The organism is bacterium, assembly GCA_037147175.1.
GTDB lineage: Bacteria > Cyanobacteriota > Vampirovibrionia > Gastranaerophilales > UBA9971 > UBA9971.
The window spans coordinates 37,780-52,692 of the sequence record JBAWVS010000015.1; the positions used below are offsets into that span (position 1 = coordinate 37,780).

16 protein-coding genes are annotated in these 14,913 nt (G+C 31.8%); 8 read left to right on the top strand and 8 right to left on the bottom strand.

The window, feature by feature from the left end; genetic code table 11:
- Positions 1–93: 93 nt before the first annotated feature.
- Entirely contained in the window at positions 94–819 is a 726-nt protein-coding gene (locus WCG23_05290; GenBank protein ID MEI8389282.1) for a type II CAAX endopeptidase family protein, read from the top strand.
- Between the two features lie 373 nt (positions 820–1,192).
- Here WCG23_05290 and WCG23_05295 read toward each other — a convergent pair whose 3' ends face one another.
- Positions 1,193–1,648, bottom strand: a complete 456-nt coding sequence (locus tag WCG23_05295; protein ID MEI8389283.1) for a hypothetical protein — start codon at positions 1,646–1,648, stop codon at positions 1,193–1,195.
- A gap of 94 nt (positions 1,649–1,742) precedes the next feature.
- Between WCG23_05295 and nagZ the strand changes: the two genes are divergently transcribed.
- Positions 1,743–3,275: a beta-N-acetylhexosaminidase gene (nagZ, locus tag WCG23_05300; protein MEI8389284.1), complete on the top strand. Its 1,533-nt coding sequence runs from the start codon at positions 1,743–1,745 to the stop codon at positions 3,273–3,275.
- Here the strand turns inward: nagZ and WCG23_05305 are convergent.
- The 4 genes from WCG23_05305 to WCG23_05320 form a co-directional block, all read right to left on the bottom strand.
- Entirely contained in the window at positions 3,272–3,682 is a 411-nt protein-coding gene (locus WCG23_05305) for a MerR family transcriptional regulator (protein ID MEI8389285.1), read from the bottom strand. The two genes, nagZ and WCG23_05305, sit on opposite strands and share 4 nt — an antisense overlap.
- Positions 3,683–3,908: 226 nt before the next feature.
- Entirely contained in the window at positions 3,909–6,149 is a 2,241-nt protein-coding gene (locus WCG23_05310) for a GAF domain-containing protein (protein ID MEI8389286.1), read from the bottom strand.
- The gene (locus WCG23_05315; protein ID MEI8389287.1) at positions 6,134–6,859 is read right to left on the bottom strand and encodes a response regulator transcription factor; all 726 of its coding nucleotides are present in this window, start codon (positions 6,857–6,859) and stop codon (positions 6,134–6,136) included. The genes WCG23_05310 and WCG23_05315 overlap by 16 nt, the downstream gene beginning before the upstream one ends.
- Positions 6,860–6,964: 105 nt before the next feature.
- Positions 6,965–8,605 (bottom strand): hypothetical protein, encoded by a 1,641-nt coding sequence (locus tag WCG23_05320; protein ID MEI8389288.1) that lies wholly within the window; start codon positions 8,603–8,605, stop codon positions 6,965–6,967.
- 250 nt (positions 8,606–8,855) lie between these two features.
- On the opposite strand from WCG23_05320, the gene WCG23_05325 reads away from it, so the two are divergent.
- The 5 genes from WCG23_05325 to WCG23_05345 all read left to right on the top strand — a co-directional run bounded on the left by WCG23_05325 (position 8,856) and on the right by WCG23_05345 (position 12,340).
- The gene (locus WCG23_05325; protein MEI8389289.1) at positions 8,856–10,583 is read left to right on the top strand and encodes a M24 family metallopeptidase; all 1,728 of its coding nucleotides are present in this window, start codon (positions 8,856–8,858) and stop codon (positions 10,581–10,583) included.
- Between the two features lie 7 nt (positions 10,584–10,590).
- Positions 10,591–11,379, top strand: a complete 789-nt coding sequence (locus WCG23_05330; GenBank protein MEI8389290.1) for an RNA methyltransferase — start codon at positions 10,591–10,593, stop codon at positions 11,377–11,379.
- A gap of 2 nt (positions 11,380–11,381) precedes the next feature.
- Positions 11,382–11,777, top strand: a complete 396-nt coding sequence (locus WCG23_05335) for a secondary thiamine-phosphate synthase enzyme YjbQ (GenBank protein MEI8389291.1) — start codon at positions 11,382–11,384, stop codon at positions 11,775–11,777.
- Positions 11,778–11,954: 177 nt separating this feature from the next.
- The gene (locus WCG23_05340) at positions 11,955–12,170 is read left to right on the top strand and encodes a hypothetical protein (GenBank protein ID MEI8389292.1); all 216 of its coding nucleotides are present in this window, start codon (positions 11,955–11,957) and stop codon (positions 12,168–12,170) included.
- A 29-nt stretch (positions 12,171–12,199) separates the two neighbouring features.
- The gene (locus WCG23_05345; protein ID MEI8389293.1) at positions 12,200–12,340 is read left to right on the top strand and encodes a hypothetical protein; all 141 of its coding nucleotides are present in this window, start codon (positions 12,200–12,202) and stop codon (positions 12,338–12,340) included.
- 99 nt (positions 12,341–12,439) lie between these two features.
- On the opposite strand, the gene WCG23_05350 is transcribed toward WCG23_05345, so the two are convergent.
- Entirely contained in the window at positions 12,440–13,144 is a 705-nt protein-coding gene (locus tag WCG23_05350) for a cytochrome c biogenesis protein CcdA (GenBank protein ID MEI8389294.1), read from the bottom strand.
- Entirely contained in the window at positions 13,141–13,545 is a 405-nt protein-coding gene (locus WCG23_05355) for a thioredoxin family protein (protein ID MEI8389295.1), read from the bottom strand. Before WCG23_05355 ends, WCG23_05350 begins: the two co-directional genes overlap by 4 nt.
- 184 nt (positions 13,546–13,729) lie before the next feature.
- Between WCG23_05355 and WCG23_05360 the strand changes: the two genes are divergently transcribed.
- Entirely contained in the window at positions 13,730–14,431 is a 702-nt protein-coding gene (locus WCG23_05360) for a site-2 protease family protein (GenBank protein ID MEI8389296.1), read from the top strand.
- A 66-nt stretch (positions 14,432–14,497) separates the two neighbouring features.
- Here the strand turns inward: WCG23_05360 and WCG23_05365 are convergent.
- Positions 14,498–14,913: hypothetical protein (locus WCG23_05365; GenBank protein MEI8389297.1), on the bottom strand; the 416-nt coding region annotated here is incomplete at its 5' end.

A 14,913-nucleotide genomic window follows, 5' to 3' on the forward strand; every position in this document is an offset into this window, starting at 1 on the left:
AGTTAATCCTGTGATTATACATAAAAATCATTCTGTTTTTATAAACGAAATAACTTCAAATTATTTAATTTTTCAAAAGAAAAGACTTTAAAAATGAGTGGAAAAAATAAATTGGGACTAAACATACTTAACTCAAGACTTGATGAACATGTTCCATGGAAAATATCGGACGTAATTTACGCGTATGTTCTTGTTTTTGTGGTTTCTTTAATTTTTATAGGAATTTTTCTATATGCAAACCTGGATATCAATATTGGTGTTTTTACCGCCCTTTTACAACTTGCTGTCTCCTTTTCTACGCTTGGAATCGTTTATGCTATCGTTACAATAAAATATCAGGTTCCTTTTAAAGAAGCTTTCGGGATATATTTTCACAAAACCCCATATTTCTTTAAACAGGGGATTTTAGCTGCCATAGCAATTCTTTTATGTACAACACTGCTAAGTTTTATGTTTTCCCAATTTGGCGGAGCAGTTAAGCAAAGCCCTTATATATCCATGCCGGAAGATAAAATCAAAGCAATAATTTTTCTTGCTATTTTTATTGCGCCTATAATTGAAGAAATATTTTTCAGGGGTTTTATGCAGCCTGCACTTGTGAAAACAATCGGTGCTTTTCCGGGGATTGTTATTACAGCCTTGATTTTTGGATTTTCTCATACACAGTATTTTAATTATAACGCTGCTCTGGTTGCTGTTACAACAATAGGTTTGATTTTGGGGATAACAAAATATTATACGGGCTCTGTAATCCCCGGGATTTTTGCGCATTTGTTCAATAATTTGCTTGCGGCAATAAGTCTTTTATCGCTTCATTAATTTATATATTATTAACAAAATAAGCTATTAACTCCAGTTGCCAATTAATTTTCTTATTGTCATGTTGAGCAAAGCGAAATATCTGTCCCTTTTGGAATTCTACCATTTAGCAATTCGGGTTATTAGATAAAATCTGCGAAATTTTATTCTTTTCAAAAGCAGCATTCTTGCAAATTATACCACTTACGGGGGATGGTGTTTATTTAAACAAATGATATATTAAAGATATAAATAAAATCTCTCCTTAAAAAGGATGATCATATAGAAAATCCCGTTTCCAGCTTGAACCGCCGAATGTGCGACTAAAGGAATCGGGATTTTTAATTTTTGCAAAATTTTTATGTTTTATGATGTTTTGCCTGGTGCAAGAAGATTATTCTCCGCTATCACCTTCAGTGCCGGCATCCAGTTTTACTCCGAGCTTGCGAAGTTCTTCAGCAGCTCTCGGCACATAAGATGAATCAGGAAATTTATCCATTACGGTTCTATAATAGATAATCGCATCGTCCTTAAATTCTCTTTCTTTTAGTATAAAAGCAATTTTATAAACAAGGTCAGCATAAGAAGGATCAGGAGATTCTCCCTGAATTTCTGTATCCACTTTCATTTTTGCTTCAAAAAGGGCATCATTATCTGCGGGAGCAAATAAAGAGGCTGAATAAACTTTTTTAACCAGTCTGTTTACAGAAACTGTTATTTTATCTAATTCTTCGGGCGTCATCGCATTTTTCTTTGATTTTTTTATGGCAGATGCCTGTGGTGAAAGAAAAAGGACAGAAACCACAAGAATTATAATAACTGAAATTGTATATTTTATAAATGATCTCAAGATTTTTTCCCCAAAGTAAAAATTTTTATTACTGTAATGTATAATCAGATTACAATAAAACTAAAGGTGTTTACTTCACTTAAAAATATGATTTATGGGAAATATTAATAACAAAAAAATGAATGATTTAACTGTTAAAGAAAAAATATTCCAGATGTTTATTATGGGGTTTTCCGGAACCGACTTAAATCCTGAGAATAAAAATATTCAAAATGCGATAAAAAACGGACTCGGGGGAGTTATATTGTTTGCTGAAAATATTGATTCCTACAATCAAATTAGCGATTTATCAAAAAATTTACAGGATACAGCAAAAATCCCCCTTTTTGTAAGCATTGATCAAGAAGGCGGGCTTGTTGAACGGACTATTAATATAAAAAATAAAATTAATTATCTTACTGCTATGGCGCTTGCATCAACACAAAATCCTGAATTTATTGAAAAACACACACAAATTATGGCGGAAGAATTAAAATTCATGGGTGTAAATATGAATTTTGCGCCTGTTCTTGATGTCAACACCAATGCAAATAACCCGATTATCGGTGTAAGAAGTTTTGGCAGCAGCACTGAAGATGTTATCAAGTACTCAGAGCCTGTTTATAGAACTTTTATACAAAATCAGATTATTCCTGTGGGAAAACATTTTCCGGGACATGGAGAAACCTCTATGGACTCACATCTTGACATGCCGGCTGTAGAATTGTCTTTTGAAGAACTCGAAAATGTTCATATAAAACCTTTTAAGAACGCTCTTAACAATGATTTAGATGCTTTGATGATAGCGCACGTTTTTTATAAATATTTTGATTTCCCTGAAAAAGAAGCTGTTCCTGCATCACTTTCAAAAACAATAATTACGGATTATTTAAAAGGAAAATTAAACTACAAAGGACTTATAATCTCAGATGATATGGTGATGGGCGGGATAAGCAAGCACTACAGTTATTTGGATGCCTGTATAAAAGGAATTAATGCCGGTATTGACTTATTTATATTCAGAAATTCCAATGATGAAATCATTAAACTTATTGATGAACTCGTAAATGCAGTAGAAAAAGGGTTAATTCCCCTTGAAAAAATTGATGAATCCGTAGAAAAAATACTTTTTATCAAGGAAAAGTACGGGATTTTGTCCTCCAGCCCGAAAAAGGTTATCAATCAATCGAAATCACAGGAAATAATCGATAAAACAGCACTGAAATCAATAAAAATAGAAAAAAAAGGAAATTTAATTCCCTTAAATAAAAACAAAAATTTTTTGATTTTATCTCCCGATAAATCAAAAATATTTAATCTTGCAAAAGATAAATCAAAAATTTCTGATTTTCTTAATGAAATCAAACATAAAGAACTTATTTATACGCTTAATCCGCAAAATGAAGAAATCAAAAAGATTTTAGAAATGACAAAAGATTTTGATGCCGTAATTTTTGTTGAATACAATTCTGTTTTTTACAAAAATCAGATTAACCTGATTGAAAAAATAGAAACACCTGTCCTTTTAATAAGCACGGGTGTTTCTTGTGTTTTCAATGAAATAACAAAAATAGACTCTCTGATTAAAAGTTATTGCCTCAAAAAACCGTCAATAAGGGCTTTAGCCCAAGTTATTAAAGGGAATTAATCAATTTTTCCCGGTTTTCTTCCTCTTCTTGAAAGTTTTTCTCTGTTTTGCTGCTGTATTTCATGAGTTATATTGATTTTTTTGGCAATGTCATCAATATAAGTTTTGTAATTTTCAGGTTTAATGTTTTGCTGTTTTAAAAGTTCAAAAACAATTTTAATGCCAATTATGTTTATGCCTAGTTCTCTTGACATATACTGGATAAATTTGCCTTTTTCAATGTCATTGAACGAATAAAGCCTGCGATTTTTAGGTGATCTTTCAGGCACAAGTATTGCCTCTTCGTTATAAATTCTTAATGTTCTCTGGTGAACTTGAAGAAGATCAGCTATTACACTGATTGGGAACATTGGTTTGCCTGCATCAAAGTTTTTTTCCATTTTGGACATAAGTACATCAGTTGCCATTTTTTTCCTTTCTAATTTAATAAATATTATTTAAAAATCAAATTTCTAAAATATATATTCAATTTTTCACTCACAAAGTGAATATAACATTTTATATTTTCTAAAAATTATCTGAAATATTTCTAAAATGTAAAACTTTTCTAAATACTGGAATTTACTAAATGTTGGCGGTTTGCAGATTAAAATTTGTCATTATGTTTGAATCGAGGCGTTTGTAATGGAATTATTATTCCGGCAAATGCAAAGTAAAAGTACTTCCTTTTCCGAATACACTTTCTACTGTTATCTCTCCGCCATGTCTTTCACTAATTAGCTTTGATATACTAAGGCCAAGACCTGTTCCGCCTGTTTCTCTGTTTCTTGATTTGTCTACCCGATAAAATCTTTCGAAAATATTTTGCAGGTCTTCTTTTTTTATCCCACAACCTCTGTCTTCAATGCTTATTAATATTTTCTTGTCATTTTTTACTGCGTTTATGCTTATCAATGAAGAGTCTTCACTGTAATTTACGGCGTTTATAAGCAGATTAATTATTAATTGTTGTAAAAGTATTATATTTGCTTTCTTTATAAAGATATTTTCTATATTTTTTTCTATTCTAATATTTTTTGATTTTATTTTTTCTTCACAAAGCTGTAAAGAGTTTTCAATTAAGTCTATAACTTTTAATTTTTCAAAAACTACATTTTTATAATCAAGTTTTTTATCTATGGTAGAAATAAACAATAAATTATCAATAAGTTTGTTCAATCTTTTCGCGTTGTTTTTTATAATATGCAAAAATTGGTTTGCAGTTTCGCAATCAGGATTTTCAAGATTCAAAAGAGCGCCTGCATACCCGTCTATAATAGAAATCGGGGTTTTTAACTCATGTGAAACGTTGGACATAAATTCTGACTGGTTATAAATATTTGCTTCTTTTATTGCGATTGAAATATAAATGGCAATTCTTGATAAAAAATGAATATCTTCCTGTTGCCAGTTATTTTTTTTATTATCCAGAATAAAAATTGCACCTGTTTCATTTATGTTAATAAATATCGGAACCATTATAAGAGCTTTTATATCGATTGTTTTAAGCTCTTTCAAAAAATATTGAGGATTATCAGCCTTTTCGATATCATTAATGACTAAATTTTTGTTCTCACTTATTTTGTCATAAAGATATTTTTTACTTTTTAGAGATAAATCATGGCTAATTTTATTTTTTTTCGAGCATTCTTTTAAAATATTTAATTTATTTCCTTCTTTATCAAGGTTTAAAATTATTATTTTGTTAGCGTCATAAAAATTTGATAAAAGACTGCAAATTACCATAAGAATTTCATCAATTTTAAGATTACTTTTAGTAACCGACATTATTTCTGCCAGCATTTTTTCTTTTTTGGCGGTTTCTTGAACCGTCTTATAGAGTTCTGCCTGATTAATTGCGATATATATTTGATCGCTTATAGCTTTAAGCAAATTTATTTCATCTTTTGTCCAATTTTTATAAATTGATATTTTGTGTAGGTTTATTGCACCCCATTCTTTATTTTCACCTCTTAAGCTTACAGAGAGCAGTGATTTTGTGCCGAGTTTTTCGTATATTTCTTTCAACGAATCAGGTGTATTAGATTCAGCCATGTTATTAATAACAACTGTTCCGTTATTTTCTGTTATTATCTTTTTCCAATATTCATGAAGTTTGTTGCTTAATTTAAACCAATCATGTTTTACGGTATTATTCAAAACATATTGATACCGAAGTGTATTAATTATATTTGCATCTTCGGAAAATCCGACAATTAAAACTTTTTCAACATCAAAAAGTTTTGAAATTTCCGTACAAATAATTTTTAAGGTTTTATCAAGATCAAGAGAACTCCTGATCGTCTGGGTAATTTTTCTTAAAATAGCTTCCTGATCGGCTTGTTTCTTAACAGTTTCATAAAGAATAAATTGATTTAAGGCTATTCCAATATGACCTGCCAGAATTTTGACAAAATAAATGTCTTTATTATTAAAAGCATAACTTTTGTCATAATGAAGTATGATAATTCCAAAACATTTATCGTTATGGTAGATAGGAACAGAAAAACCTGATTTGACATTATAATCTCTTAATTTATGCGCTTCGATTGACTCCGCATCATAATTATTAGTTCTTAAATATTCTTCAGAATCATAAATAATCAATCCTGTGTCTAAAGAATCATCAGTTATTTTACTTTTTCTTACAGATGCCTTAAAGCTCTTTATTTCGGGGGAGTTCAGATATTCATTCTTAATATTCAACTGATTGTTGTTTTCAAAATCATATTCAGCTATTAAACATCTGGTGGCATTTAGTTCTTTGCCAATTATCGTTATTATATAATTTTTTATTTCATCAATATCTTTTGTATCAAAAATTTTTCTCACTATTTTTTCAAAAAGCAAATCTCTTTCAGATATTTTTATATCTTTATTTAAACCGCTTTGCAATTTTCCGAATCCTGTTCTTTGAAATTTTTGAAACTATAACCGACTCCATAAATAGATTCGACGTTATTTCCGTACGACCCTATTTTTTTTCTTATCCTGTTAATCAAAATATCGATAGCTCTATCGCTCCGGTTATCTTCATCTTCATAAAGTTCTCTGAATAATTGCTGTCTTGTATAAACTTTATTTTGATTTTTTGTTAAAAAATGCAAAAGTTTAAATTCAAGAGGTGTTAAATCAACAAGTTTATTTTTTATTGATACCTCGAACTTTGAAAGATCAATTAGTAATTTGCCGACTTTAACAATGCCATTTTGTTTGCCGCAAGGACAATTTTTGCATGATTTTTCTATTGTAGCTTTTATTCTTGCGGTAAGAATTTTTTCATTAAACGGCTTGGTTATATAGTCAGAACACCCGAAATTAAATCCCAGAATAACATCATATTCATCATTTCTTGAAGTAAGAATTATTACGGGAATATCTGAAGTTTTCGGATTGTCTTTTATTTTTTTACAAAGCTCTAATCCGCTCATATCAGGCAACATAACATCAAGAAGTACCAGATCAGGCATGAGCGATTCGACTTCTGCTAAAGCTTTTTCCGCTTTATTAAATTTAAAGACTTCAAATCCTTCTTTTGTCAGGATAAAATCCAATAAATTCAACATATCCGTTTCATCTTCAACTATAAAAACTGATTTATTCACAATTTCACCTTGTAATCGTATAAATTCACTTGAAATATTACTTTATCTTTATCTTTATATATTATAATTAAAATGCCGACAATGTAATAAAAACTTTATAAATTGTCATCCTGTTTTGAATTTTTTATTACTAACCTGTTCAAAGATTACTTCTGACGGAGATTTATCTTCTAAAAGGCATTTACATACATAATTTTTTATATTGATAACTTGTTTCTTTCCTTCTTCTGTCTGATCAAAAAAACTTGTCATGCTGGAAGCAGCGGGGAGGTTTTTGTCTGTTAAGGCGGTTCTTATATCTTCTGCAATTGCTTCATATTCAAAAACTTGCCTTAAGTTGCCCAAACTGCCTTTTGTCATGAATCTTGCATCATCTTTGAGGCTCCTATCATTAAACTGTACATTTGTTCTTAACATTCTCCAGCCGTCGGCAAAATTTATGTTTCCACAATCAGTTACCAGGAGGCCGGAAGCTTTTGGAATATTTTTTTGTTTATGGTTGTTTTCGAGTTTATAACTTATAGAATGTGCTATTTCATGAGCTAAAGCTCTTGCTCTGTCGTTGCTTCCTTTTAAAACACTCGGTTTAACAGCACTAACACTTCTTAAAGCCCCTATAACTTTTTCTAAGTTGGATGTATAGTTATAGCGTTCTTTAAAATCATAAGAATTTAGCCAGATTCCTTTATCCGGATAACCGGGGAGGCTTATTCCCCCTTCAATAGACCCCATTTTGTCATCGGTATATCCGGGAACCATAAATACATTAAGCCCTTCGGGAAATAATTTATTTAAAACCGGTTTAAAAGGTTCATTTAACTTAAGAATTTGCTGAAGTTCGACTTTTTTGGGAATAAATTTTTTATCAATTTTAAAAAACAAAGGAAAATCTGACGGTATTGGCTGGGCTAAAATAGCAGGATTGCTTAATCTTTGTTCGATATTGGGCATAATTATCGGGCTTTGGACACTTATACGGCGCAATTTTGCTGTTTCCAAAGCTAATATTTGCCCCGTTACCTTAGGATCATAAACTTTTACCCCAACTTCAGTAACAAAAGTTCCTTTTTCGTTTTGTAACTTAATCAATTTCTCATCAAGAGTTTTAATTTGTTTTTCTATTGTTGTTTTTATGTTTCCCATAATCAACTGTGTGCTTAATTGGGGATAAATTTTACTGTCTTCTGCATTAAGCTTTTCAAAATTCCAATCGGATTTTTTAATTTCTTTTAAAGAGTTTTCCAGACTTTCCTGACTTATTGCATTAAGACAAAGCTTTCTTATCTTATTTTCTTGAATGTTAGAGGGGTTTCTGTCCAATAAATTATAAGCGGTAAGAGCATCTATGCCGCTAACTAAGTCGAGTTCTTTTTTTGGCAAGATTAATCCTTTATTTTGTTGATGGGAATCAATGTTTTGATTAGTTTCACCCAATAAATCACTTATTCCGTTAAGCTCATTTTTGAGCAAATCAAGCCTATTTAACTTTTGCTCTAATGCTGATGGACAATTTCCCCATGCTCTTTGTGTATCCAGCCTGAGCATTTCAATTTTAGCCAGAGCTATTTGAATATTTCCTGTATTATCAGAATATAAATTTATTCCGCCTATTTCTTTTATTACTGCATTTATTCTTTCGGTTAACACATATAATTCTTTGGTATTATTGGCGTTGTTCGTAAGAACCAGAGGAGGTTTTTGATCTCCAAAACTTAATTTATTAGTGGAATATTTAGTTATATTCATTTTTATATTAATTTCCATTTAAATTTTATAGACATCAATCTCTTTTTTTAAATGCCCTGATAAAAAATAATTGCGTTTAAAAAAGAAAAAAATTAGTAAAAAAATAAAATTTTCTTGTATTATCAGGGTTTAACGGTCTTTAATATTTCTTAACAAATAAACTGGCTCTAGCCCACTCCCTTAAAGAAGTAGGGTTAGAGTTTCTTCCAAAGATAGTGTAAGATTTGTATATAAAAAAAGGAAAACAAAAATGATTGTTCAAGAAAATATAATTAAAAAAATACGAATTTTTATGAAAAATGAAAAATTAAATTTTCTTATAGTTTTTTCTACAGATAAATATTTAAACGAATATGTCGATTCAAAAGAAAATGCGAGATTTATTTTAACAGAATTTTCGGGCTCTACAGGCGATGCGCTCGTTACGCCTACAGATATATTTTTATTTGTTGACGGGCGTTACCATCTTCAGGCTGACGAAGAAGTTGATGAAAAACTTATAACTGTTGTAAAAGTAGGTATGGACAAAGCACCGCAGACAGCTCTTTATGAAAAAATTGCTGAATTGTCTGAAAATAAGTCTGCGGTGGGAATTATATCAAAAAAAATGAACTGCGGCGGTTACAAAAAGCTTCTTGATATTCTTGCCGACAAAAATGTTTTATATAAAGAGCTTGATTTTGATCCTGTAATAGATTTTGCAAAAATTGAAAAATCCGAAAAGTCAGCCGAATTAAGATTTATTCCGATTGAAATTGCAGGTTTATCTCCTGAGGAAAAGCTTAATTTGGTAATTAAAGAAAATCATAAAAAAAATATAGACGCTCTTGTGATTACCAAATTAGAGGAAATAGCTTATCTTACCAATCTAAGAGGAACTGAAATTTCCTACAGCTCAAGTTTTAAGGCAAAAGCTGTTATCAATTCCGAAAGATGCTTTATATTTACGGACTTAAATAACATTACTCCTGAAATACGTCAAAAATTAGGAAATAAATTTGTTTTTGAAAGCGAAGACAGTGATTTTTCAAAAAATTTAAAAAAAGTTCATAAGCAGCTAAATGTCGGATATGATTTTTATTCAATGAATTTAAGCGATTGCAGAAAACTTGAACAACTGAAACACAAGCTTATTGAAATCAAAGAAAGTCCTATCTCTCTAATGAAATCAGTAAAAAACAGACAAGAACTCGAGCATATTCAGGAATGTTTTTTAAAAACAGATATAGTTGTAAATAGGGCTAAAAGCTGGCTTAACCAGAGTCTGGAACATGGAGAAAAGATTTCGGAAAAAGATTTTTCAGATAAAGTCAAAAGTCTGTTTTTCGAAGAAGGAGCTTTTGGTTTAAGTTTTGAACCCATTGTGGCAAGCGGAAAAAACACGGCTTTTATTCACTATACAAAAGCAAATCCCGAAAAACTCATAGAATCTGGTGAACTCCTGCTTTTAGACTGCGGAGGATATTTTGAAGGAGGCTATGCAACTGATATTACGAGGACTTTCCTTGCAAACGGCTTGAAAGCTGTTGCTGATAAGAAACAAAAGGAAATTTACACCGGAGTTTTAAGAGCATTTTTACACGGAATAAATTATAAACAGGAAGAAACCACCACAGGCTTTGATATAGACAAAAAAGTCAGAGAAATTATCGAGCAGAATAAGCCTCAAGGTTTTAATTTTTCTCATGGAACAGGGCATGGCGTAGGACTTTCGGTGCATGAATCTCCTCCGAGAATAAGCCCTTCTGAATTTTCCAAAACAAAACTTTTGCCGGGCATGGTTTTTACGATAGAGCCGGGGCTTTATTGCGAAGATTTTGGCGGGGTGAGAATCGAAAATACAGTTAAAATTACTGCTGATTTTCAAATTAAATCGCTGACAAAAGCTAATTTTGATGATAATTTAATTGATAAGAGCCTTTTAACCGAACAGGAAAATATTTGGCTTGAAAAATACCAAAAACAGGCAATAGGATAAATTTTTAGTGCAAGAAATTACAAGTCTTCAAAATCCTATAATCAAAGAAACTACTGCACTTCACCAGAAAAAATGCAGGACTGAATCCGGCATGTTTTTAATAGAAGGATTAAAGGGCGTTAACGAAGCCTTAAATTCAGGGCTTGAAATTAAATATATTTTTGTGAACAGAAGTTCAAAAATAAATTTTTTAAATTTTCCTGAAGAAAAACTTTATTTTGCGGATGAAAAAATCCTCAAAAAGATTTCCACAACTGAAACTCCTCCAGAAATTGTTGCTGTTGCAAATCAAAAAAAGTTTGTTTTAAAAGATTTATTTAAAGAAAAAAATCCTTTAATCCTTGTTTTGGAAAACATAAAAGATGCTGGAAATCTCGGAACAATTATCAGAACAGCCAAAGCCTCAAACATTTCCGGCATTATTTTGACCGGAGAGTGTATAGACATTTACAATCCTAAAGTCGTAAGGTCTTCTGCCACTAATTTATGGAAAATTCCTGTTGTTTTTTTCAAAGAAACAGGAATTATAAGAAAAGAGCTGGAAAATTTCGGGCATTTTCAATTTTTGGCGACAAAAATCAAAAATGATACAAAACAAAGCTTATATCATGAAATTGACTATAAACAGGCAACCATAGTATTTTTTGGCTCAGAAGCCGAGGGTATTTCTGATATATTATCAAGTCAGGCGGATGAATTTGTAAAAATACCCATGAATGAAGCTGTTGAATCGCTTAATTTAAGCATTTCAGCAGGAATTATTATGTATGAAGCTTTTAAACAAAGAAAGGCCTAAAAATGCAAAAACTCAGCATAAAAACTTCAAGAAAAAATGAATTAATAGACATAACAGCGCAAATCAAGAAAACCATTGAGAATTTGGAAGTAAAAGACGGCATTTGTGTTGTGTTTTGTTCGCATACAACAGCAGGGCTTACTGTTAATGAAGCTTTTGACCCGAGTGTAAAAGACGATATACTTTTTAGTTTAAATAAAATTTCTCCTGATTACATGGATTTTCGCCATTCTGAAGGAAATTCCGATGCGCATGTGAAAGCCAGCCTTATGGGAAGTTCCTTGAATTTAATAATTAAAGACGGAAATATAAAGCTAGGACAGTGGCAGGGTATCTATTTTACGGAATTTGACGGTCCTCGAAGCAGAGAAATCTGGATTAAAGTTATTAAAGGATAAAAAAAGCCGCCAATATGGCGGCTTTTAATTCTAATTTTATTTATTAAAATAAATACATCTTAATTTTTTGTTACAAAAAGGCACTTTTCTCAACTTGATTGTTTTTATTAATATATACCAAATCTATATTAAATAAGTATTTAGTATTAAGAGGATATTCAAGTTAAGGAGACAAACATGTTAATTAACAATTCCAGTGCAGTTGGAGCAACACGGCTTCCTGAAAGTACCGGTGTTCTAGGAGCTGCATCGCCGCCTGTTTTTACTGCGTCGATTTTTAGCAGCCCGGGTGTTTCCAGAGGCGGAACAGAAACAACCGGAGTAAATTCATTTAGCGCCTCTTCGTCATCTTCTTCTTCCGGAAGCGGTTCTGGCTTAAATGTTATGAGCTAGAATTATTTAAATTACGGAGTAGCAGCTTAATGCAAAAAAATTTATCAAAAACCTTCGGAATTTTTGGAATATTGATTATTCTTTCAATGTTTATTAACATAGTAAATTATATTGATAACCAAAATAACCCGAGCATAGAATCACAAATAGTCTCTGCTTTTGCAGGTTAACTGTATAAAATATACACATAACTTTAAAAATTTATAACTTTTTTACAAAGAGAAAAAGAGCTGACAATCAGCTCTTTTTCTCTTTGTAAATTTATTCTTTTACACTACGCCAAATATTTTTAAATAAAGAAATATTGAAGCGGCAATAAGTATTGTTCCGCTGAATTTGTTAAAGTGATGTGAAAAAGTTTTTAGAATACTACTTTTTTTAAACATTGAAGTAAATAAACCTGCAAAAACAAGGATTACGCTTTGACCGAGTGCATAGCAAAAAAGCAGGAGTCCTCCGAGCATTAAATTTGCCTTAAGTGAAGCGTAGGCCATAATTCCTGCCAGAATAGGCGTTGAACATGGAGTCGATGCCAGAGCAAATGTGCCTCCTAAAATAATCGGGTATAAAATCAGGTTGTTATTGTTGTTTTTAGGCATTTGCTTGATTATAATCGGCATAGGAACTTCTATGACTTCAAGCAGACTTAAGCCCATTACCATAATTAATGAAGAAAGTACAAGTCCGAAAACAGGATTTACATGAAAGCCAAGAGCTTTTCCAGTAAATGCTGCAATCATTCCCAGAGTTGTTAATACCGCAGAAAGACCAAATACAAAACATAAAACCTGAATAACATTTCTTTTTGTTGTATTTTCTGAATAACCTCCGACATAACCCATTATTACCGGTAATATTCCTAAAGTACACGGCGATAAAGAGCTGACTATACCTCCTATAAAGATAAGAACTATAATCCACGGCGAAAAATGGTGTAATTGTCCTGAGAAGATATTTGTTAATAAATTATTCATTTGATTATACTATCTATGCACCTTTCTATCTCTTCTTTAGGAATTGCTCCTTCTGTAACTTTTACTATTTTACCGTTTTTATTGATAAAGACTAGTGTCGGAACTACTCTCACATTGTATTTTTGCATTAAAGATTGCGTTGCGGGAGTTCCGTCTGCAACGTCAATATCGACAAATAAAACTTTTCCCTTGTATTCTTGTTCTATCGAACCGTAGTAACCTGCAAGTTTTCTACATTCCGAGCACATTGTCTGGCTAAAATGAAGAACTTTTGGCTGATTTGTGGCTTCTGCAAGTGCTGCGGAGGAAATACTTTCTTTGGGTGCTCTTGTTACATAATAGAGTAATACCGGCAATGCAAAAACTAAAAGGATAACGAGTAAACTTGATTTTCTGTTCATTTTAATCTAACCTCCTATAATCTATTTTAATTCTTTTAATTTTTTCTGACAAATAAATTTGCAGAGTTTTTAAATTAGCATACTTGATTTTAATCATAGCTTGAATATGACTAAATAAGTGATTCTCTACATGTCTAATATTTGATAGAATAAATTTTTAAGAAACAAAAGAAAGAAAAAATTTATGCTTTTATATCAATTAATTAAACTTCTTTTTCAAAACCCGCTGATTTTTTTAATATTTTTTATTGTACTTACTTTTCCTCTATTAATAAGCATAACAATTCATGAATGGGCGCATGGCTTTGTTGCATATAAATTTGGTGATCCTACACCTAAAGAACAGGGAAGATTATCGCTGAATCCGTTCAGACATCTTGATCCAATAGGAACACTAATGCTTTTTATTGTCGGAATTGGCTGGGCAAAACCTGTTGAAATAAACCCCAATAACATAAGAGACAGACATAAGCTTATGCTGGTTGCTTTTGCAGGACCTTTTAGTAATTTTGTGATGGCAATATTCTTTTCTTTCATTATTTATTTGATTCTTGCAATCTCAAATTCAAAAGGTTTACATAATGACACAGGGATAATAGCGCTTTTGATAATGCTTTTAGGAATTATAGTAAGAATAAATTTGGTGCTTGGCTTGTTTAACTTGATTCCGATTCCTCCGCTTGACGGTGCAAATATAGTCAGAAATTTTTTGCCGAGAGATTTATCCGACACTTATTTCCGTTTAGCACCTTACGGACTGCCTATTTTACTTGTTCTGGTTTTTACCGGCGGTATAAAATATATTTTTAATATTGCGGATTTTCTTGAAGTCCATCTTTTAAAATGGATTATGCTGATTTTTGATCCGATTTTTAAGGTCTTTTAAATAAAAACTCCCTTTTGAAATATTATCAAAAGGGAGTTTTTATATTTTATTAAACCGTTGCTGAATTTAATCTGGATTAAAAGTTGGAGCAACTGTTGGTGCTACTGTCGGTGCTACTGTTGGAGCAACTGTTGGAGCAACTGTCGGTGCTACTGTTGGAGCTACTGTTGGAGCAACTGTTGGAGCTACTGTTGGAGCTACTGTTGGAGCAACTGTTGGTGCTACGGTTGGAGCTACTGTTGGAGCTACTGTTGGTGCTACTGTTGGTGCTACGGTCGGTGCTACTGTTGGAGCTACTGTTGGAGCTACTGTTGGAGCAACTGTTGGAGCAACTGTTGGTGCTACGGTCGGTGCTACGGTTGGAGCCACGGTTGGAGCCACGGTTGGTGCTACGGTTGGAGCCACGGTTGGTGCTACGGTTGGAGCCACGGTTGGTGCTACGGTTGGTGCTACGGTTGGAGCTACGGTTGGAGCTACGGTTG